Below are 20,061 nucleotides of genomic sequence, written 5' to 3'. Positions count from 1 at the left end.
CGTCTTTTTCCGTCCGGTCAAGCGGTATGTCAATCGGTGCGACGGGACGGTCCGGGCACGACACTGGGCGGTGGCCGGAACGGTCCCGGGCCCGCCTCTCCGGGCGGAGAAGCACCGCCCTGCTTCCGCGTGCCGTGACCGCGAAGGCCGGCCACGAAGTTCCCGTGTGGTCCGACGGTCCGGAGGCGGGGGTCCTGGGAGGGGAGATCCCCGCCGCCGGGTCAGGCGCGCACCCGCCCGTTCTGGCCGAAGAGCGAGAGGCGGTGCGCGGTGGCGGCGGCCTCGCCGCGGCTCGCCACCTCCAGCTTGCCGAGGATGTTGGAGACGTGGACGCTGGCCGTCTTCACCGAGATGAACAGCGCCTCGGCGATGTCGCGGTTGCTGCGGCCCTCGGCGACCAGCCGCAGGACCTCGAACTCGCGGGGCGTCAGGCCGAGCGGCGCGGAGTCGTCGGCGCGGCGGGTGCGGGTGCGGCGGAGCAGGTCGGTGATGAGCTCGCCGAGCGGCGCGGCGCCGAGCCTGGCGGCCAGGTCGGCGGCGATGTGCAGCCGTTCGGCCGCGCCGTCGTGGTCGCCGCCCGCCACCGCGGCCTCCGCCGCGCGCAGCAGCGCCCGCGCCCGGTAGTAGGGGCTGTCGAGCGCGTCCCAGGCGGCTGCGGCCTCGTCCCAGGCCCGGAGGTCGAGGACGCCCCCGGCGCGGGCGTGTTCGGCGTCGAAGGTGAGGCGGTGCGCCTGCTGGAGCGGGCCGCTGACGTGGGTCGTGGCGGCGCGTTCGGAGATGCGCCGCAGGTCGCCGGCGGCCGTCTCGCCCAGTTCGGCGCAGGCCGACGCGCCGACGACCAGCGCGGGCCAGGCGTACCGGGCGTCGTCGGGGAGGCCGGAGTGGTCGAGGACGGGACGGACGGCGTCCAGCGCGGCCTCCGGACGCCCCTCCGCGAGCGCGACCTGCGATTCGAGCCACAGCGTGGAGAAGTAGTCCTGCGTCTTGAGCCACTTCATCTTCAGGTTCATGATCTCGCGGGACAGGACGAGCCGCTTCGACGCCGTCACCAGGTCGCCGCGCGCCAGCGCCACCCATCCGGCCAGGACGAGCAGCGAGGTGCGCGTCGTGACCGCCGGGTCTTGCTCCATGGCGTGGTTCAGGACGGTCATGGCCTCGTCCCACCGGCCGAGCGACACCAGCGGCTCGGCCTGGTTGATGGACAGGAACGTGCCCTGGGTGCGGGCGACGCCGTACTCGCGGGCGAGTTCCTTGCCGCGCCCGGCGATGGCGGCGGCCTCCTCGTGCCGTCCGGTGCCCTCCAGGAAGTGCGACTTGATCACGTAGTAGCGGAGGAGGACCCGATGGTTGCCGCTGCGCTCGACGGTCTCCTCGACCTCGGCGATCGCGGCGGCGTCGTCGTAGTCGATGTCGGTGCAGAACCGGGTGATCAGCGCCTCGGCCTCGGTGACCGGATCGCCGAGCCGCCGCGCGATGGCGAGGGACTCGGCCGCCGCCTTCCGGGCCCCTTCGATGTCGGTGGTGAGGCGGACGTAGTTCCCCAGCGTGGACAGCGCCCGCGCCCGCAGCGCGCTCGGCGGCTCGGCGGGCAGCGCCTCGACGGCGGCGCGCATGTCGTCGACGAAGCCGGGCCGCGCCATCTGGTAGCGCATCCGCCCGCGCAGCTCCAGCAGCATCGCCAGCCGGGACGGGTCGTCGGGCTGCCCGCCCTCGACGGCCTCCTCGACCTCGCGGAGCGCGGCGGTGACGAGCTTGATACCGCGGTCGTACTCCCCGGCCTGGTCGGCGGCGGACGCGGCGTCTTGCAAGACCTTGATGTGGTTGGCCTCGATGCGTTCTTCGGCGTCCGGCACCTGGTCCCACAGTTCCAGGACGCGCGACAGCATCGCCAGGCACTCGGCGTAGGCGAGGGCTTTGCGGGCCTCGGCCGCGGCACGCCATGACGCGACCATCGCCCACGTGCTGTCGTGGGCCGCGTTCCAGTGATAGCTCAGCTCGACCCACAGCCGACCGGCCGGAACAAGCCCCGGATCGTCTTCCAAGGCCTCGGCATAGCGCTTGTGCAGCCGCGTGTACTCGCCCGGCAGCAGGTCATCGTGGACGGCCTCGCGGATCAGCGCGTGCCGGAACGCGTAGCCGTCGCCGTCCACGACGAGAACGTTCGCCGCGACGGCAGGGCGGAGCACGCGGGTGAGGGCCGCGTCCTCGAGCCGGGTCACGGCCGCCAGCAGCGCGTGCTCGATGCGGGTGCCGCCGCCGCTGGCGTCGCGCAGCACCTCCTGCGTCTCCTCGGGAAGCCGCTGGACGCCCGCGAGCAGCAGGTCGCGCAGCGATTCGGGCAGCTCGCACGCGAGCGTCCCGTCGTCGTCGAGCAGCGCCTCGATGAACAGCGGGTTGCCCTCGCTGCGCGCCGCGATCCGGTCGACGAGCCCGGCCGGGGGCATGTGCCGGGCGCCCAGCAGTTCGGTGACGAGGGCGGCGACGGCGGCGCGCGACAGCGGCGAGATCTCCAACCGCCGGACGCGTTCGACCCGCTCCAGCCCGGCCAGCAGCGGGCGCAGCGGATGGGTGCGGTGCAGCTCGTCCGACCGGTACGTCACGACGATCAGCACCGGCGCCGCTCCGAGGTTGCGGATCAGGAAGGCGAGCAGGTCGCGGGTGGAGCGGTCGGCCCAGTGCGCGTCCTCGATCACCAGCACGACCGGGCCGCGCTCGGCCAGCCGCTCCAGCAGCGTCAGCACGACCTCGAACAGCCGCGCCCGCTCCTCGCCCGAGGCTGCGTCGGACTCCGGCTCGCCGAACTCCGGCAGCAGCCGGGCGAGGCCGCCGGTGTCGCCGCGCGGCACGAGCCCGGCGACGCCGTCGATGCCGATGTCGCGGACGAGCCCCCGCAGGACGGTCGTGAACGGCGCGAACGGCAGGCCGTCAGAGCCGAGCTCCAGGCAGCCACCGGCGAGCACCCTGGCCCGCTCCCCGTCGACGGCGGTCGTGAACTCGCGGATCAGCCGGGTCTTGCCGAGCCCCGCGTCCCCGCCGACGAGCACGGCCCCGGGCGCCCCGGCGAGCGCGCTCTCCAGCTCCGCCAGCTCGGCCGACCTGCCGATCAGGACGGGACTCATCGCACGTGGGCTCACGCCCCAAGCATGCCAAACGATCCGGACATTCCCACCTGATTAATCCCCCTGGGTGGCCGTGGTCCCCCGATGACCACGGCCACCACACAGTCAGACGACCGAGCCCCCGGTAATAGTTCGCAGTCCTTCCAGAAAACATCTACGGTCACGCCATGTTCTCCCTCCAGGAGCCCCCGCTGTTCACCCGCCTGAAGAAGGCACAGCGCATCCTGGTGGCGGGCGCGGGCGGCGGATTCGACGTGTACGCGGGCCTGCCCCTCGCCCTTTCGCTGCTCAACGAGGGCAAGGACGTCCATCTGGCGAACCTGTCGTTCAGCGCGCTCTACGGCCTGCCGCCCGACGCGTGGCTCGAAGCCGACGTCGCCGCCGTCACACCCGAAACCCCGGCGCACGCGACCTATTTCCCCGAGGCGACGCTCGCCCGCTGGCTCGGCCGCCACGGCTTCCCGTCGACCGTCTACGCCTTCCCGAAACTGGGCGTCCAGCCCCTTCGCGGCGCCTACCGTCACCTGGCCGGCCTCCTGAACCTGGACGCCGTCGTCCTCGTGGACGGCGGCACCGACATCCTCATGCGCGGCGACGAATCCGGCCTCGGCACACCCGAAGAGGACATGGCCAGCCTCGCCGCCGTCCACGGCCTCGACGTCACCGAGAAGATCGTCCTCTCCCTGGGTTTCGGGGTGGACGCCTACCACGGTGTGAACCACTCCCACGTCCTGGAGAACCTCGCCGACCTGACCGCCGACGGCTCGTACCTGGGCGCCTTCTCCATTCCTTCCGACAGCCGCGAAGCGGCTCTCTACCTGGACGCGGTCGACCACGCCCAAGCCTCGACCCCCGCCCACCCGAGCATCGTGAACGGCTCCATCGCGGCCGCCCTGCGAGGCCAGTTCGGCGACGTCCGCTTCACCACCCGGACCCGCAACAGCGAACTGTTCATCAACCCCCTCATGGCGATGTACTTCGCCGTCGACCTGGACGGCCTGGCCCGCCGCAACCTCTACCTCGCCCGCCTGGAGAACACGCGCGTCATCAACCAGATCAGCGCCATCATCGAGGAGTTCCGCTACAAGATCCCTCCACGCAAACCCCGCCAGTACCCGCACTGACCCCGTCTGCGGTCACGGGTCGTTGGCCTCGGTTCGGGACACCACCTCGCCGGACATCACAATGCGGATGTCACGGCCGTCCTCGGTGAGCACCTCGGTGTAAGGGCTCTGGACCTCCATCACATAACCGGTGATCGTGGTGCCGTCGCGCAACGTGATGAGCTGTTCAGGGACCCACACCGTGTCGGTCAGCCCGCCGAGGCCGAGGAACGCCAGCCCGACCACGACGCCCATATGCGCGAAGATCTTGGACAGATAGGGTCTGAGCGGCCCGCGCCGCCACATCACCGTGAAGACCAACGTGCTGACCACCAGCGCCACCACCAGCCCCGGCCAGCTCCGCAACGTGATCAGCGCCGCAACGAGCACCCCGACGAGCACCGACAGGAACACCGTCTGATGCGGCCGCCACTCGCCCCGCACCACGTGGTGGACGTGCCGGGCGACCGCGAGCGGGAGCACCAGCGCCAGCAGCACACCGGTCAGCGTTCCGGCGCCCAGAAGCGTGCCCACCACCACACCGATCACGTCGTCGAAGTTGACCGACTCGGCGAGCGAGAAGGCGACATCCCAGTCATAGTGAGCGACCGCCAGCAGGCGTAGCACCAGGAAAAGCATCCCGCCCAGGGCCACGGCGTTCACCCCGGCCTTCGACGCCACCGCTGCCCCCTTCGGACCCGCTACCCGGACGGACGTCCGGCGACGAGATCGCTCAGCCAATCCCCCAGCCGCTGGAGGGGCAGCCGATACCGCCGCTCACGCGCCTTCGCACGACGCTCCTTCCGCGACCCCTCCGCGTACCGGCGCTGGGCCCACAGCGAATCAGGGCGGGCCAGCCGGACGGCTCCGACGAACGCCACCACCCCGACGAACAACCCGATCAGCCCGGTCCAGACCTTGCCTTTCAGAAGCGCGACGAGGGCCAAGAACAGGTTGAGAACGAGCACGAACGCGATCGCCCACAACCCGTCCCCGGCGGCCTCGTCCATCCCCAACGGCCGCAGCCCTACCAAGAGCAACCCGCACAGCGCGACGGTGATGAACACGACCTCGACCGACAACCGGCCCTGCTCGCTCCAGTAGACGTCCTTCAAATGGAGGACGAGCGCGAACTCGTCCAGTACCAGCGCCGTGCCGAGCCCGAACACCGCCGCCGCGGCCCCCGCCAGACCGGATGTGTCGTCCGCGATGGCCAGCCCGCCCACACCGCCGACGCACATGAACACCAGCCCGAACACGACGTGGTGAATGTGCTGCCCGCCAGGCGAGACATTCCCCGGCCACCACCGCACCTGCCGCCGAATCATCCGCACGCTGAACCGGATGAACAGGAACCCGACGATGAACGCAAGCAGGAAACAGGACAGCCGCAGCCGCCCGGTGTCCGAGATCTCCCGCGAGAACCACTCCCCCACACCGCAGGCATTCCGCCAAGGCTCCCAACCCACACCCAGCGGTCGGCTACCGACGCTTTGCCTTCACCACCGCCCAGACGCTCTTGCCCTCGAACTCCGTCCGCACCCCGTGCAGCTCGGACAGGTATTCGACGATCCCGAGCCCCCACCCGCCCGGATCGGGATCGTCATCGCCCGGCGCCTCCTCCGGCATCGACAGATCGGGCGCCGACCTCTCGGGCCGCGCCGGCGAGGAGTCCCACACCTCGACCTGGAGCCCGTTGCCCACCAGTCCCATCCGCAGCGTGACCGGCAGGTTCGGCGTCGCCTCCACCGCGTTCGTGAGCAGCTCCGACACGACCCGGACGGCCGCGTCCACCGTCTCGTCGGCCATCCCCCACTGGAGCGCCTGCGACTCGACGATCATCCGCCCCTGCCGCACCACGTCCGGCGTGGCCAGAAACCCGCGCCGCAGAACCCGCGGCCCCGCCGCCGTCCTTTCCGTTCGAACCAAACAGTCCGTTATGTCGAACCTGTCGCTCCGCCGATTCCGCCAAATGATCATTTCTTTCACCACTCCCGATCGCTCGCTGTGTGCATTTCGCTACACATCGTGGGAGTTCCGAGCTATCGTCGGAAGTGGGACCGGCTTGTCCAACTCGATAGCTCCGGAGGGCAACTCGTGGTGAATCGGAAACAACTCGACCCGAGCAAGTCCGTAGCCGCACTTTTCGGGGCAAAGCTCCGAGACCTTCGGGACAAAGCCGGACTTTCTCAGGCCCAGCTCGGGGACGCGATCGGCTACTCCAACGACACGATCTCCAAGGTCGAGACCGCCGCCCAGGCCCCTTCCCCCGAACTGGCCAGGTGCCTCGACGCCCACTTCAACACCAACCAGTTCGACGAACTCCAGCCCCACGCGGCCAGGGAGAGCATCCCCTCCTACTTCCGCCCCTACGCCGACCTGGAGAGCACAGCCATCGGCGTCCGGGTCTACGAGCCGGTCGTGATTACCGGGCTACTCCAGACCGATGAGTACGCTCGCGCAGTTCTGCGCCCCGGTCAGCGCCCGAGCAAACTCGACCAATCGGTCGCCGCCCGCATGCTGCGCCAAGAGGTGTTGCGTAGGGAGGACCCGCCCTGGGTGGTCATCCTGTTGGCAGAGCCAGTCGTGCGAAAGCTCGTCGGCAACAAGGAGATCACCTCGGCCCAGCTCGCACATGTGCTGGAACTCGCGGACGACGCCCACGTGAACGTGCTCGTCGTCCCAAACGGTGCCGACGTCTACCCCTCGAGCGGATTCACCCTGTTCAGCCGCGAGGACGAACCCGACCTCGGGTATGTTGAGGGCGCTGCCGGACTTGGTCGCGTGATTGAGCAGAGCACTCATGTGGAGAGGCTCCGCCGACTATGGGACATCATCAGCAGCGCGGCCATGTCGGAGGCGGCATCGAAGGCTCTGATCCGCGAAGTGATGGAGGGCTTGTGAACCTTGCGATGAACGCAGCGTGGCGTAAGAGCAGTCACAGTGGCCAAGAGGGCACCACATGTGTCGAGCTAGCCGATCTGAAGACCGCCGTAGGAGTCCGAGACAGCACTGACCCAAGCGGGCCCGTTCTTCAATTCGGACGGAACGCTGTTGCCAGTCTTGTCCGCCGTGTGAAGGCTGGCGAACTCGACCGGTAGTCACCCTCCCGCACAGGCCCCCTCTTCGGAGGGGGCTTTTCTTGCGTTTCGGCCGGTCAGCCGCACAACGCAGCATCGCCAAACGTCCTCCCCGGGAGGACGATCGCGCCATGAGACCTGATCGCATCACATGGCGCAAGAGCAGTTACAGCACCCAAGAGGGCGGGCAGTGCGTTGAGTTGGCGAGCCTCGTCCAGCAGATCCGGCCTGGGGACTACACATGGCGGATGAGTAGCTACAGCAGCCAAGAAGGCGGCACCTGCATCGAGGTCGCGACCCTTAGCACAGCCATCGGCGTTCGGGACAGCACCGACCCCGACGGCCCGGTCCTCCAGCTCAGCCGTCCGGCTGTCGCTGGGCTCGTCAGTCGCATCAAGAGCGGCCAGCTCGACCGGTAACCACAGGGGCGATTCTCACGGCCGCTCGTCTTGCTCCTGCCTGGCTTCCTCCAGATTCTCGCGCACGGCCTTGGTCAGTGGATGATCAGGCCCCTGCGCCTGTTCGCTCTCGGCAAGGGTTCGCTCGAACAGGGGGATCGCCCGCTCCAGGTCACCCGCGGCCTTGTAGGCGACAGCGAGATCGTTGCGGGAGCGCAGAATGGCGGGGTGGTCGGGGTCCAGCACCCGTTCACTGGCGGCGAGAGTCTGCTCGTGCAAGAGGATCGCCTTCCCCAGGTCACCCGCGAGCCGATAAGCGATGGCGAGACTGTTGCGGGAACGCAGGGTGAGGGGATGATCGGCGCCCTGCACTCGCTCCCTGTCGATGACGGTGCGCTCAAACAGAACGATCGCCTGTTCCAGATCGCCCGCGTCTCGATAGGCGACGGCGAGGTTGTGCTGGATGGCCAACGTGGCGGGGTGATCGCTACTTAGATCCCGTTCGTTGAAGGCGAGAGTCTGCTCGAACAGACGGATCGCCTGGCCGATGTCACCCGCAGATCGGTAGGCAGTGGCGAGCCAGCTTCGGGAGGCCAGCGTTACGGGGTGGTCGGTACCCAGCGCCCGTTCGCTGGCGGCGAGGCTCTGCTCTATCAAGGGGATCGCCCGGTCCAGGTCCCCCGTGTGGAGGAACGCACCGGCGAGGCTCGTTCGAGAGATCAGAGTGTCGGGATGATCGGTGCCCCGGACCCGCTCGCTGGCGGCGAGAGTCTGTTCGTACAAGGAGATCGCCTGGGCCAGATCACCTGCCTCTTGGTAGGTGCCGGCAAGGTGGTTGCGACACGTCAAGGTGTCGGGGTGGTGGTCGCCATGCAGGCGTTGAGTTGAGGCTATTGCGCGTTGACGGTAGATGATGGCGCGGGCCAGGGCTCCCTGGTCTTCCAGGAAGTCGGCAGTGTGGGTCAGCAACTCGGCGGTTGTGTCGGTGTCGGTGCCGGGAGGTGCGTGGGCTGCCAGCGCGTCGACGAGGGGCAGCAGCCGACGCCAGTTCGGCCAGCTTGCCGGATCGTACGCATTGGCGGGACGGGCCCGGTTCAGCAGGTGGGTGGCGGTGTCGCGGGCATCGTCAACGTCGACGCGCTGCCGATGGGGGTCGGCGGGGTCGGGCGTGCGGGCAAGGGCTTGGACCAGTCGGTGCACGGAGATCGCGCCGTCGTCGTGCAGAGTGATCATGTTGTAGGCGGCGAGCGAGCCCAGTGCCTGCTGTAGCTGCGCAGGCTCTACGGGATTGCTTGCCGGGGCGTGGCGATGTCGTCGTCGCGTCCAGCCCGATGGCCGTGCTCGACGTCCGGCGGAAGGAGCGGCGATGTGGAGGCCCTCCGGCAGGGAGCGGGGGATGGTGTCGGGGGCGTACCACGCCAGGATCCGCAGTAACCGCCCGGCCAGCGGGGTGGCGGTGAGTTGGTCCAGGGTGGTGCGCCAGATCCGGGCGATGGTCCGGGCGGCGTCCCCGCCTGTGGCGGGCAGGTCGAACATCTGGACGGGCGAGTCCGCAAGAAGGTCCAGGTAGGCGCGAGGGGACAGCCGATTCTGGTGGAGGAACGCAGCCGCCTGCTCGACCGCCAGCGGCAGGTACCCAAGCTCGGCGGCCAGATCCTCGGCGCCGTCCAGGTCGGCGCCGTCGCGGCAGGGGCGGGCGATTCGAGTGAGCAGTTCCACCGCCTGCGCGGGGGTGAGCACCTCCAGCCGCACCACCTCGGCCCCGAACCGGTGCCAGCCCTCCCCTAAGCGGCTGGTGATCAGCACCCTGCCCCTGGCCGCGCGGTCCATCACGCTCGCGATGTCGGCGGGGTCTTCGACGTTGTCCAGGACCAGGAGCCAGCCCTCGTGGCAGCTCAGCCAGTCCAGCGCCCACCCGGCCAGCTCTTCCAGCGGCAGCACTCTCGTCAGTACCGGCTGTAGCGCGGTGGCCAGGGCCGCCAGGCCCGCCTGCACCCCCTCCGGGTTCTCGGCGGTGATCCACCACACCGGCCCGAACCCGTCGGTTCGTTCAGCGTGATGGGCAGCGTAGCGGGCGGCCAGGGTGGACTTGCCGACGCCGCCCAGCCCGTGCACCGCCGCGACCACCACCCCGCCCGACGCCTCCAACGCCGCGTCCAACTCCCCCAGCTCATCGTGACGGCCGACGAAAATGTGTTGATGCCCTGGCACGTTCATCAGCCCCGGCGGGGCGGGCACCTCAGCGGCCGGACGCACCGCGCCCTCGCCCAGCACCGTCTGCCGGTCGATGTGCTGCTGGTGAATGTCCCTGCCCGCTTGCTGCAGGCGGCTGTGGCCCGAGGCCGTGCCCTCTAGGTGGGGGCCTGGCGGTTCGGGCGGGTCGGTCACCGGTCCTCGCCGATGTGCTGGTCGCGTCCGGCCTGATAGACCCGGCCCCGTCCGGACGCCTTGGCCTTCATCTGCACGCCCGCCGTGCGGCCGGAGGTTCTACGGGACGTGGCCATCCCGTAGACCGCCAGCGCAAGCCCGGTGATCCCGACCACCGCGCCGATCGTGCCGATGACATCGGCCCGGCGAAATCCCTCTACCGCGAAGTACACGGCCAGTACGGCCGCCGACGCCACTGCGGTCAGGCCGCCGATCCAGATCAGTGCTCGACCCGTCATGGCCGCATTATCGGCCCGCTCGTCCGCCGCCAAGACGGAGTTCGCCACACATGGCCGCATCGGGCATGGCCGGGACGATTAATTCGGCTCCGCCTGGAGGGCCTTACGAAGTTTATCTAGTTCGGCGTGCCATTCTTTGAGGCTGTCGCCGCTTTCGGCCCAGAGCTCCTGCGATTCGGAGTTCGGGCCTGCCACCCGGTCGAGGGCGGCCAGCGCCAGGGGTCGGAGGTCGTCGGGCAGGTCCGGCACGGGCTGGTCCGGGCCATAGATGGGGTGCGCGGGCGGGCCGCCGGGGCATTGCGCCGCCACCAGGGCGGCTGCTGCGACCGCTATGTCGCCGTCCGAGCGGTCCAGGTAGTCCGTCTCGTGGAGCACGGCTTCCAAGGCCGCTCGGATGGCGGCCGGACGCTCGTCCAAGGCCAGGTCATCGAGGTCGCCCGCGAAATCGGCGGCGGTGTCGTTGCCGAATGGGGTCACGTCCCAGGTTCCCATTTGCACCTCCAGGGGTCCCCGCACTCTAGACAATTCCGGCAGCCGCCACGGCCCGGCGGCCGGTTCGTGGCAAAGTGGCGGTATGCCTGGCGCGCGGTACGGGATGGATGCGCCCTACGGGTTCGGCTTCATGGGCCTGCTCGTGCTGGGGTTCTGGGTGACCGGGCTGGTGCTGGCGGCCACCGCCGATCTGGCCGCCGCGCTGCCAGCGCTGGTCTCCGGCACCCTGCTGGCGGGATGCCTGGCCCTGAGCCTGCACACCACGCTGCGCGGCAAGTTCCTGGTCTGGCGGGACGTGCTGGACGAGCTGGACCTGCGTGGCGACGAACGGCTGCTCGACCTCGGCTGCGGACGCGGCGCCGTCCTGTTAGCCGCCGCCCGGCGCCTCCCGCGGGGCCGGGCGGTCGGCGTGGACCTGTGGCGCGGGCTGCACCAGTCCGGCAACACCCCGGCGGCGACCTTACGCAACGCCCGCGCCGAAGGCGTCGCCGACCGCGTCCACGTGCAAGGGGGCGACCTGCGCAGGCTCCCGTACGCGGAGGCGAGCTTCGACCTGGTCGTGTCCAGCCTGACGGTGCACACCATCTTCGGCGCGGAGGCCCGCGCCCAAGCGATCGCCGAGGCGTACCGGGTGCTGCGGCCGGGCGGCCGCCTGCTGATCGCCGACCTGGCGCGGACACCCCGCCAGTACGCCGCGGTGCTGGCCCGGCTGAACGCCCAGGACATCCGCGTGCGCGACCTCGGCTGGCGCGCCTGGTGGGGCAGCCCGTGGGTCCGGACCCGCCTGCTCACCGCCCGCAAACCAGCAACCCCCTGAACAGCGGCCCGAACGCTCCGGCGCACAGCAGCCCGAGTAAGGCGGACGGCGTCCCTAAGCCGATCCGCTGGGTCGGGTCGGAAGCCTACGGAATTTGTCCCTGGGCCGAAATGGGGGATGCGCGAAAATGCGTAGCGGCGGCGAGGCGAATCAACTGGAGCTGTGGTGCGGGTTCTTACCTGGAATGTGTGGTGGCGGTTCGGGCCTTGGGAGGCGCGCAGGGAGGCGATCGCGACGACGCTCGCGGAGCTCGACTGCGACATCGTCGGGCTGCAGGAGGTCTGGGGCGAGGGCGACGAGAACCTCGCCGGCTGGCTCGCCGACCGGCTCGGCATGCACTGGACGTGGGCGGTCTCCGACCGGCCCGGCCGCTGGCACGCCCGCCTCGACGGCTCGACGGCCGACGTGGGGGACGCCGTCCTCAGCCGATGGCCGATCATCGACCGGGACGTCCTGCGCCTGCCCACCGAAGGCGGGCGCGACGACGGCCATCGGGCCCTGTTCGCGCTGGTGGACGTCCCCGTCCACCCGGTGCCGTTCTTCACCACGCATCTGAATTCGGAGCCGCACGGGTCTGCCGTGCGCTGCGCCCAGGTGGCGGCCCTGGCGGGGTTCGTCGCGTCCCACCTAGACCGCAGCCCGTTCCCGCCCGTGGTCACCGGCGACTACAACGCCCATCCCGACTCCGACGAGATGCGCCTGTTCGGCGGGTACCGGACGGCGCCCGCCGTCCCCGGCCAGGTTCTGGTGGACGCCTGGGAGTACGCCGACCCGGCCGCGCCCGCCGTGACCTGGGACCCGGTCAACCCCTACGCGGCACAGACCCTCGAACCGCCGGGGCGCATCGACTACATCCACGTGGGGCTGCCGGGGCCGAATGGGGTCGGGCACGTCCGGTCCGTCTGCCGCGTTGGTGACCGGCCCGTCGGCGGGGTGTGGCCCTCCGATCACGCGGCCGTCCTCGCCGAACTCGCCGGGCCGTAGGCCGCCGCCTCCGCTGTCGTGCGAAGCGCTCGGCCGGCAGGTCCCGGCCGAGCGCTTCGACGTGCGGATCAGCGGACGCTTCGTCCCGTCCGCTTACGGGTCACAGGGGCCCTCCTCCCACCACCAGAACCCGGTCGGGCGGTCGTAGGTGAGCGAGCAGATGATGCGGTCGCCGCGCTCGTCGCCGTAGCGTTCCTTGATCTCGGCGCGCAGATCGCTCCACTGGCGCCGGGTGTCGTTGATCGCGGACGTGACGGCGAGCTGCTCGTTGTCGCCGATCTTGCCGCGCGGCGTCGGGTTGTCCAGCGTCACCTTGCCGTTGGCGTCGATGATCGCCGAGTCCTTGTTCAGGTCCTCGTCGTGCCGGACGCGGCCCTCGCACTCATCCGAGGGATAGCAGCCGGTCGTCAGGGACTCCGGGATATCGCGGGGGTCGGGCTCCGCCCATCGCATGCCGAGCAGCGGGGACACGCCGGTGCGCAGCATTCCCGGCGGGTTGTTCCGGCTGAACGGCTCGCCGATCTTGCTCTGGTCGGCCCAGTTGGAGTGGGAGGCGAAGTCCTGCACGCCGTGCAGGAGGCGGCCGAACAGGTCGGCGACGCGGCACTTGGCGTAGCGCTGGTCGCCGGGCCGGACGTTGTCCTCACAGCTTCCGGCGGTTTGGGAGTAGGAGATTTCACCGTCCGCGTGCAGGATTCCGTTCCCCGCCTGTTTCGCGGCCGAATCGAACCTGTCACGCAGATGTCTGATGCACTTGAGCAGTTCCTCGGAAGCCTGCGCGCGAGTGCGTGGGTAGGGTTTGTCGCCATTGTGCTCGGGCTGGAGGTAGTCGGCGTTGTCGCAGTGCGCGGCCGGGTTCTCCAGTTCGCTGCCGGTGAGGAAGTTCGGCCGGTCGGGACGTCCGACACCGCCGAAGAAGCCGCGGGAACCGGCGATCTGCGTGATCGACCAGCTCTCGAAGCATTCGTAGTTGGTGCTCTTGGGCGTCTGCCCGTCCTTGCAGGCCAGGGCGGCCCGCGTCACCTTCTCGTGTTCGGCGTGGCTCTCACTGAACCAGTAGTACGTGCGGAACGCCTCGGCCTTTGGCGGCGCGAGCGCGGTTGCCAGTCCCGCGATGACGACGAGCGCGGCGCCGATGGCCCCCATCCGGCGAAGCGCCACAGTGAGAGGAGATCTCGAAATCCCCCGTGACATGAGCGTCCTTTCGTAGGCCGTCAATCCTCTCGTGGCGGGGTAAGGATCGGCCGCAGACTATACATATGCGGTCACGCCGTGTGAAGAGAAGTTGGCTCATGGTCGCCGTGCGTCATATCCGCCAATGGAGATCATGACCTGCTCGCAAACGCCCCATCTTCACGATCATCTTGTCCGGGTCCGGCCACAGATTTCGAGATCAAACTTGGCCGGCAGCAGGGACTGCCAGGGACCTCCCGACTGGACAAACGCGTAACACGTGGGTTACATGTCCCCATGGACGTCTTCGCCGCCGTGGCCGATCCGGTGCGCCGCCGCATCGTGGTACTGCTCGGCGACGGGCCGCTGACGGCCGGTGCGCTGGCCGCCGCGTTCCCGGAGATCAGCCGCCCGGCGGTGAGCCGCCACCTGCGGGTGCTGCGCGAGGCGGGGCTGGTCGCGGCCGAGACCGTGGGACGCGAGCGGTACTACCGGGCCGACCACGGCGCGCTGCGGGAGATCGACCGGTGGCTGGCCACGGTCCGCAGGCAGGCCTGGGACCAGCGCCTGGACGCCCTCGGCACGGAGGTCCACCGCACGCGCCGGGAACGTCCGGCGGAACCGCGGACGACCGGCGAGGAACGACCCACCGATTCGAGGAGGAGCGCGGGATGAAACCGACACCCACCGGCAGGCTGCTCGCCACGGCGACCGGCACCGACCTGCAACTGACCCGCCTGTACAAGGCCACGATCGAGGACGTCTGGGCGAGCATCACCGAGCCGGAGCGGACGGCCCGGTGGTTCGCGCACTGGAGCGGCGAGGGCAGGCCGGGCGCCACCGTCCGGCTCACGCTGGTGCACGAGGACGGGCAGCCCGAGAGCGACATGACGATCATCGCCTGCGAGCCGCCCCGGCGGCTGGAGGTCGAGACCGTCGACGAGTACGGGCGCTGGCATCTGGAGGCGCGCCTCGACGAGGCCGGCGGCGTGACGACGCTGACCTTCCTGCATCACCTGGACCCCGACACCGACGTGACCACGACCGGGCCGGGCTGGGAGTACTACCTCGACCGCCTTTCCACGTCCAGGGAGGGAACGCCCCCGCCGGACTTCGACGACTACTATCCGGCCCAAGTGGAGTACTACCGGAACCTTACGACCGGCTGATTTCCGTGAGTGGGCGAGAAATGGTTCGGGGCCTCCAGGAAAGGGCGGCCCGGGCCCTTCCGGCGGAGCTGGTCCGCGACGTCGACGGATGGTGGCTGCGCCATGCTCCCGGCTGTTCCTGGTGGGTTGGGACCGTGCTTCCACACGGTGCAGCCGCGCCGGGTGAATTGGTGCGCAGGGTCGTCCAGGCCGAGGCTTTCTACGCCGGGCACGGAGCGGACGCGCGGTTCCAGATCACGCCCGGTGCGTGCCCGGACGGGCTCGACGCCGTCCTGGAGGGGCGCGGGTACCGGCGGGAGAGCACTGTTTCGTTGCAGGTGGCACCTGCCAGGCGCGTCCTGGAGCGGACGCCCGGCTCGTTACGGGTCCGGCTGGACGATCGTCCGACCCGCGCGTGGTTGGACGCCTGGCGCGCCGTGCACGGCGGCGACCTCGACTCCGAGCGGAAAATGCTCGCTCGGGTGAAAGGAACGTCCGCCTATGTCTGCGCGATGGTCGGCGACGATGTCGCCGCCGTCGGACGCGCGGTCGCCGACACCGGATGGACCGGCGTGTTCAACATGGCCACCATTCCCGAAGCGCGCGGAAAGGGCGCCGGACGGGCCGTCCTCGCCGCGTTGGCAGGGTGGGCTGAACGACAGAAAGCCGACCGCATGTACCTCCAGGTGGAGCACGGCAATGGTCCGGCTCTACGCCTTTACGAGCGCTCGGGATTCAGCGAGATCAGCCCCTACCACTACCGGACCGCTACGGCGTCCGGCCGGTGATGGCGACCACGCGGTCGATCAGCGGGGCGCCGGCGGGGACCTCGACGGCCGGGCCCCACAGGGCCGGGACGGGGGCGTTCGGGACGAACGTCGCCACGTGATCGAGGCAGTGCCGTACCGCCTCCTCGGGCATGGCGGCGGGCTGGCCGGTGGCCTTGGCGAGGTCCCAGCCGTGCACCACGATCTCGGTCAGCGCGACCTTGCCCCACACGTCGTTCGCCAGCTCCACTCCCCCGCCGACGTCGGTGCCGCCCTCCCACGCGGCCGGGTCGTCCCAGGCCGCGCCGAGTGCCCGCAGACGCCCGGCGACGACATCCCGCCAGCCGGTCCCCAGGTTCGCCGCGCTCGGCTCGCGGTCGGCGGACTCGCTGGTCTTCTTCAGCGCCAGCGCGGTGAACCCGTCCGCGACGACGTCGACGTGATCTATCAGGTCGCCGACGCTGTAGTCGGCGCAGGGCGTGGCGTCGGGCAGCCGCGTGTCGTCGACGCCCGCCAGGATCTCGATCATGCGGTGGCAGGCGGGCTTCAGGTCGATCATCGAACCCTCTCTCTGGGTGGACGTCCGGGCCAGTGCGGCCTCAGACATACCGACCGGTGCGGCGGACGAAAGTCATCGGGCGCGGCCGCCATGGGCCCGATGTCTGAGATCTGCAAAGGGTGGCGTCCGTCACGGGAAAGACGGGGGCGGTGAGCAGGGGGTTCACTCACGGCAACACCCCGTGAGAGGAGCGTTCACATGCCGGATACCCCTGGTTCGGAGTTCTGGAAGGACCTCAAGCCGATCGAGAACTCGTTCAAGCCGGACGCGCTGCCGGAGGTGTACCTGTCCAAGGTCGCCACCGACGACGACCGGTACTACGTGCCGTTCACCGAGACGGTCGGGTCCCGCCCGCTGTGGATCAACGTGAAGGACAACACGTGGTCCGACATCCTGCGGTCCAAGGAGGCCGGGCTCGTCAACCGGCACTACCACCCGCACGAGGTGTTCGCCTACACGATCTCCGGCAAGTGGGGCTACCTGGAGCGTCCCTGGACGGCCACCGCCGGCGACTTCGTCTACGAGGCGCCGGGCGAGGGCCACACGCTCGTCGCCTACGAGCACGAGGAGCCGATGAAGACGCTGTTCATCGTCAAGGGCCCGCTCATCTGGCTGGACGAGAACGGCGACACCGCTGGGTTCTTCGACGTCCACGACTACATCGACATGTGCCGTAAGCACTACGACAAGGTCGGCCTGGGCGCCGACTATGTCAACGCGCTGTTCCGCTAAGCCATGACGACCCTGCTCAAGCGAACCGCACCCGTCGTCACCGCCGACCGGTACGAGAACCGGCTGCTGGTCATCCTGTTCCTGGCCTTCGGCTTCGTGTTCTTCGACCGGCAGGCCCTGGCCTTCCTCGCCCCCTACATGGACGACGACTTCGGGCTGTCGAACTCGCAGCTCGGCGTCCTGTCCGGGGTCCTCGCGCTGACCTGGGCGCTGGCGGGGATGTTCGCCGGGAGCCTGTCGGACCGGCTGGGACGGCGCAAACCCATCCTCATCGCCGCCGTGCTGCTGTTCTCGCTCTTCTCCTCGGCGTCCGGGCTGATGACCGGGTTCGTCGGGCTGCTCGCGGCGCGCGCGCTGATGGGCACGGCGGAGGGCGCGGTGCTGCCGATGTCGCAGTCGCTGATGGTGGAGGCGTCCCGGGAGTCGCGGCGCGGGCTGAACATGGGTCTGCTGCAGGGGTCGTCGGCGGGGCTGCTGGGCGGGATCGTCGCCCCGGTCGTGGTGGTCTGGATGGCGGACAGCTTCGGGTGGCGGACGGCGTTCTTCGTCACCATCGTCCCCGGGCTGATCGTCGCGGGGCTGATCGCGAAGTTCGTCCTCGAACGGCCACCGCTGGCCCGGCGGGAGGAAACGGTCCCGGAGAAGGCGCCGAAGGTGCCGGTCAAGGACGTGCTGCGGCTGCGCAACGTCGTGATCTGCATGCTGATCGCGCCCTGCTACCTGACCTGGTTCGTCACGATGATCACGTTCACGCCCAAGTACCTCACGGACGAGAAGGACTGGGGTTCGGGGACGATGAGCGCCGTCATGACGTGCCTGGGCGTCGCGTGGGTGCTGTGGGGGTTCGCGACACCGGGGATCTCCGACCGGATCGGGCGGCGCAAGGCGCTGATCGGCTTCACCGCGGTCGCCGTGTGCTGCCCGATCGCCGTCGTGTACGTGGACAGCCCGGTGCTGCTCGGCACCCTGATGATCCTCACGTACACGGGCCTCGGCTGCTTCACGCTGTTCATGGCGACGATCCCGGCCGAGACCGTGCCGCGCGCCGCGCTCGCCACCGCGCTCGGGGTGATCATGGGCGTGGGCGAGCTGGCGGGCGGGTTCCTCGGGCCGCTCGTCGCGGGCCGCGCGTCCGACATCTGGGGGTTGCAGGCGGCGATGTTCATCGCGGCCGGGGGTGCCGCGCTGGTCGTGGCGCTATCGTTCGGGCTCCGTGAGACGGCCCCCGCCGTCCTGCGGCGGAGAGGGGTCGAGGTATGAGAGCGGCGGTCTGGTACGGGGCGCGGGATGTCCGCGTCGAGGACGTGGCAGTGGGCGCCCCGGGGCGCGGGGAGGTCGCGGTCACCGTCGCGTACTGCGGGATCTGCGGCAGCGACCTGCACGAATACGCGGACGGGCCGCACGGGATCCCGGTCGGGGAACCGCATCCGGAGTCGGGACGGGCCGCGCCGCTGACGCTCGGGCACGAGTTCAGCGGGACGGTCGCCGAGGTCGGCCCGGACGTGACGGGGTTCCGTCCGGGCGACCGGGTCGCGGTCGAGCCGCACTACCGCTGCGGTGACTGCGCCCGCTGCCTGGCGGGCGAGTACAACCTGTGCCGCCATTTCGGGTTCGCCGGGCTGATGGGCGACGGCGGGCTCGCCGAACGGGCCGTCGTGCCGTCCTACATGCTGCACCGGCTGCCGGACGGCATCTCGCTGAAGCAGGCGGCCGTGTTCGAGCCCGCGGCGGTCGCGCTGCACGGCATCCGCCGGTCAGGGCTCCGGGACGGGGAGACGGTCGCGGTCGTCGGGCTCGGGCCGATCGGGCTCCTCGTGGTGCAGCTCGCCGTCCGGTACGGGGCGGGACGGGTGATCGCGTGCGACCCGTCGCCGACCCGCCGCGCGCTGGCGAGCCGTCTCGGCGCGGCCGAGGCCGTGGACGCCGGGCAGCTGCCGCCCGGAACCGCGGACGTGGCGTTCGAGGCGGTCGGCGCCGAGCGGACGGTGCACGACTGCCTGGACGCGACCCGTCGCGGGGGCCGGGTCGTGCTGCTCGGCCTCGGCGGCATCACCGCCGTGGACGCGTTCGCCATGGTCAAGAACGAGCACTCGATCATCGGGTCGGTCGGGTACCGGGACTGCCATCCCGAGCTGATCCGGCTCGCCGCCGAGGAGGGCATGGACTTCACCTCCATCGTCACCTCGGTCGTCCCGCTGGACGACGTCGTCCGCGGCGGGTTCGAGACGCTGATGAACACCATGGAGGAGATCAAGGTGCTGGTGCGGCCATGACCGAGGGGTTCGAGCCCGACCTGTTTCACGGGCGGCGCGCGTTCGTGACGGGTGGCACGTCCGGGATCGGGTCCGCGACCGCCGTGCTGTTCGCCGAGCTCGGCGCCGAGGTGATCGCGCTCGGGCTGCGGCCGTCCGACGCGGGCGAGCTGCCGGACCATCCCGGCGTCCGCGTGGTGGAGCACGACGTGCTGGACGGCGGCGGCCTCACCGCGCTGATCGCGGACGCCGGGCCGCTGGACGCATTGGTGAACTGTGCCGGGGTCAGCCACGACCGTGACGAGTACGACCTCGATCTCTGGCGCCGCGTCCTGGAGATCAACCTGACCGCCACGATGGTGGCCTGCCAGGCCGCCCGCCCCGGCCTTTCCCGCGCCGCCGGCGCCGGCTCGATCGTCAACGTGTCGTCGATGTTCGCCTTCTCCGGCAGCCGGGACCGGCCCGCCTACAGCGCCAGCAAGGGCGGGATCTCGCAGCTCACGCGGTCCCTCGCCGCCGAGTACGCGGCCGACGGCGTCCGGGTGAACGCGGTCGCGCCCGGGTTCGTCGTGACGCCGCTGGCGCGCGGGCTGATGGACGATCCGGCCGCGGCGGAGGCCGTCCGGGCCCGGATCCCGGTGGGGCGGTACGGGCGGCCGCGGGAGATCGCGTCCGTCGCGGCGTTCCTGTGCTCGCCCGCCGCGTCCTACATCACCGGCGCGATCCTTCCGGTCGACGGGGGTTACCTGGCGGTTTAATGCGATTCACCAC

The 20,061-nt window shown here is 70.2% G+C and carries 22 protein-coding genes; 13 read left to right on the top strand and 9 right to left on the bottom strand.

Features of this window, described 5'->3' with window-relative positions; all coding sequences use genetic code 11:
- Positions 1–221: 221 nt before the first annotated feature.
- Entirely contained in the window at positions 222–3,134 is a 2,913-nt protein-coding gene (locus ACH34S_RS28765; RefSeq protein WP_395955946.1) for a helix-turn-helix transcriptional regulator, read from the bottom strand.
- A gap of 152 nt (positions 3,135–3,286) precedes the next feature.
- On the opposite strand from ACH34S_RS28765, the gene ACH34S_RS28760 reads away from it, so the two are divergent.
- Positions 3,287–4,243: a DUF1152 domain-containing protein gene (locus tag ACH34S_RS28760; RefSeq protein ID WP_395955945.1), complete on the top strand. Its 957-nt coding sequence runs from the start codon at positions 3,287–3,289 to the stop codon at positions 4,241–4,243.
- Positions 4,244–4,255: 12 nt separating this feature from the next.
- Here the strand turns inward: ACH34S_RS28760 and ACH34S_RS28755 are convergent, their stop codons facing one another.
- Genes ACH34S_RS28755 through ACH34S_RS28745 form a run of 3 tightly spaced genes read right to left on the bottom strand, consistent with a single transcriptional unit; the run spans position 4,256 to position 6,151 of the window.
- The gene (locus ACH34S_RS28755) at positions 4,256–4,903 is read right to left on the bottom strand and encodes a hypothetical protein (RefSeq protein ID WP_395955944.1); all 648 of its coding nucleotides are present in this window, start codon (positions 4,901–4,903) and stop codon (positions 4,256–4,258) included.
- A gap of 20 nt (positions 4,904–4,923) precedes the next feature.
- Positions 4,924–5,658, bottom strand: a complete 735-nt coding sequence (locus ACH34S_RS28750) for a hypothetical protein (protein WP_395955943.1) — start codon at positions 5,656–5,658, stop codon at positions 4,924–4,926.
- Between the two features lie 46 nt (positions 5,659–5,704).
- Positions 5,705–6,151, bottom strand: coding sequence for an ATP-binding protein (locus ACH34S_RS28745; RefSeq protein ID WP_395955942.1), 447 nt, complete (start codon positions 6,149–6,151; stop codon positions 5,705–5,707).
- A 99-nt stretch (positions 6,152–6,250) separates the two neighbouring features.
- Here ACH34S_RS28745 and ACH34S_RS28740 point away from each other — a divergent pair, with 99 nt between their 5' ends.
- The 3 genes from ACH34S_RS28740 to ACH34S_RS28730 all read left to right on the top strand — a co-directional run bounded on the left by ACH34S_RS28740 (position 6,251) and on the right by ACH34S_RS28730 (position 7,721).
- On the top strand, positions 6,251–7,126 hold the full coding sequence (locus ACH34S_RS28740; protein WP_395955941.1) for a Scr1 family TA system antitoxin-like transcriptional regulator: 876 nt from the start codon (positions 6,251–6,253) through the stop codon (positions 7,124–7,126).
- Positions 7,048–7,323: a DUF397 domain-containing protein gene (locus ACH34S_RS28735; RefSeq protein WP_395955940.1), complete on the top strand. Its 276-nt coding sequence runs from the start codon at positions 7,048–7,050 to the stop codon at positions 7,321–7,323. The genes ACH34S_RS28740 and ACH34S_RS28735 overlap by 79 nt, the downstream gene beginning before the upstream one ends.
- Positions 7,324–7,433: 110 nt before the next feature.
- Entirely contained in the window at positions 7,434–7,721 is a 288-nt protein-coding gene (locus tag ACH34S_RS28730; protein WP_395955939.1) for a DUF397 domain-containing protein, read from the top strand.
- Positions 7,722–7,736: 15 nt separating this feature from the next.
- Here the strand turns inward: ACH34S_RS28730 and ACH34S_RS28725 are convergent, their stop codons facing one another.
- From ACH34S_RS28725 to ACH34S_RS28715, 3 genes are all read right to left on the bottom strand, one after another.
- Entirely contained in the window at positions 7,737–10,088 is a 2,352-nt protein-coding gene (locus ACH34S_RS28725; protein WP_395955938.1) for a tetratricopeptide repeat protein, read from the bottom strand.
- Positions 10,085–10,366 (bottom strand): hypothetical protein, encoded by a 282-nt coding sequence (locus ACH34S_RS28720; protein WP_395955937.1) that lies wholly within the window; start codon positions 10,364–10,366, stop codon positions 10,085–10,087. The genes ACH34S_RS28725 and ACH34S_RS28720 overlap by 4 nt, the downstream gene beginning before the upstream one ends.
- A 78-nt stretch (positions 10,367–10,444) precedes the next feature.
- Positions 10,445–10,858, bottom strand: coding sequence for a DUF4259 domain-containing protein (locus tag ACH34S_RS28715; RefSeq protein ID WP_395955936.1), 414 nt, complete (start codon positions 10,856–10,858; stop codon positions 10,445–10,447).
- 82 nt (positions 10,859–10,940) lie between these two features.
- On the opposite strand from ACH34S_RS28715, the gene ACH34S_RS28710 reads away from it, so the two are divergent.
- Positions 10,941–11,675: a class I SAM-dependent methyltransferase gene (locus ACH34S_RS28710; RefSeq protein WP_395955935.1), complete on the top strand. Its 735-nt coding sequence runs from the start codon at positions 10,941–10,943 to the stop codon at positions 11,673–11,675.
- 165 nt (positions 11,676–11,840) lie between these two features.
- Positions 11,841–12,659 (top strand): endonuclease/exonuclease/phosphatase family protein, encoded by an 819-nt coding sequence (locus ACH34S_RS28705; RefSeq protein ID WP_395955934.1) that lies wholly within the window; start codon positions 11,841–11,843, stop codon positions 12,657–12,659.
- A 93-nt stretch (positions 12,660–12,752) separates the two neighbouring features.
- On the opposite strand, the gene ACH34S_RS28700 is transcribed toward ACH34S_RS28705, so the two are convergent.
- Entirely contained in the window at positions 12,753–13,805 is a 1,053-nt protein-coding gene (locus ACH34S_RS28700) for a hypothetical protein (protein WP_395955933.1), read from the bottom strand.
- Positions 13,806–14,129: 324 nt separating this feature from the next.
- Between ACH34S_RS28700 and ACH34S_RS28695 the strand changes: the two genes are divergently transcribed.
- The 3 genes from ACH34S_RS28695 (at position 14,130) to ACH34S_RS28685 (ending at position 15,768) form a co-directional block, all read left to right on the top strand.
- Complete coding sequence (locus ACH34S_RS28695) at positions 14,130–14,507, top strand: ArsR/SmtB family transcription factor (protein WP_395955931.1); 378 nt, start codon at positions 14,130–14,132, stop codon at positions 14,505–14,507.
- Complete coding sequence (locus ACH34S_RS28690; protein WP_395955930.1) at positions 14,504–15,001, top strand: SRPBCC family protein; 498 nt, start codon at positions 14,504–14,506, stop codon at positions 14,999–15,001. Before ACH34S_RS28695 ends, ACH34S_RS28690 begins: the two co-directional genes overlap by 4 nt.
- Before the next feature lie 170 nt (positions 15,002–15,171).
- Entirely contained in the window at positions 15,172–15,768 is a 597-nt protein-coding gene (locus tag ACH34S_RS28685; protein WP_395955929.1) for a GNAT family N-acetyltransferase, read from the top strand.
- Here ACH34S_RS28685 and ACH34S_RS28680 read toward each other — a convergent pair.
- Positions 15,749–16,306, bottom strand: coding sequence for a TIGR03086 family metal-binding protein (locus ACH34S_RS28680; protein ID WP_395955928.1), 558 nt, complete (start codon positions 16,304–16,306; stop codon positions 15,749–15,751). The genes ACH34S_RS28685 and ACH34S_RS28680 overlap by 20 nt on opposite strands.
- 198 nt (positions 16,307–16,504) lie before the next feature.
- Between ACH34S_RS28680 and ACH34S_RS28675 the strand changes: the two genes are divergently transcribed.
- Genes ACH34S_RS28675 through ACH34S_RS28660 form a run of 4 tightly spaced genes read left to right on the top strand, consistent with a single transcriptional unit; the run spans position 16,505 to position 20,048 of the window.
- Complete coding sequence (locus ACH34S_RS28675) at positions 16,505–17,038, top strand: 2,4'-dihydroxyacetophenone dioxygenase family protein (protein ID WP_395955927.1); 534 nt, start codon at positions 16,505–16,507, stop codon at positions 17,036–17,038.
- A gap of 3 nt (positions 17,039–17,041) precedes the next feature.
- A complete protein-coding gene (locus tag ACH34S_RS28670; RefSeq protein WP_395955926.1) occupies positions 17,042–18,298 on the top strand; it encodes an MFS transporter in 1,257 nt (418 codons plus the stop codon).
- The gene (locus ACH34S_RS28665) at positions 18,295–19,311 is read left to right on the top strand and encodes a 2,3-butanediol dehydrogenase (protein WP_395955925.1); all 1,017 of its coding nucleotides are present in this window, start codon (positions 18,295–18,297) and stop codon (positions 19,309–19,311) included. The genes ACH34S_RS28670 and ACH34S_RS28665 overlap by 4 nt, the downstream gene beginning before the upstream one ends.
- A complete protein-coding gene (locus ACH34S_RS28660; RefSeq protein ID WP_395955924.1) occupies positions 19,308–20,048 on the top strand; it encodes an SDR family NAD(P)-dependent oxidoreductase in 741 nt (246 codons plus the stop codon). Before ACH34S_RS28665 ends, ACH34S_RS28660 begins: the two co-directional genes overlap by 4 nt.
- Positions 20,049–20,061 lie beyond the last annotated feature (13 nt).

Origin of the sequence: Actinomadura sp. 3N508, from assembly GCF_044326375.1 — a bacterium.
In the GTDB taxonomy this organism is placed as follows: Bacteria; Actinomycetota; Actinomycetes; order Streptosporangiales; family Streptosporangiaceae; genus Spirillospora.
This window is presented reverse-complemented; position numbering and strand designations above follow the sequence as displayed.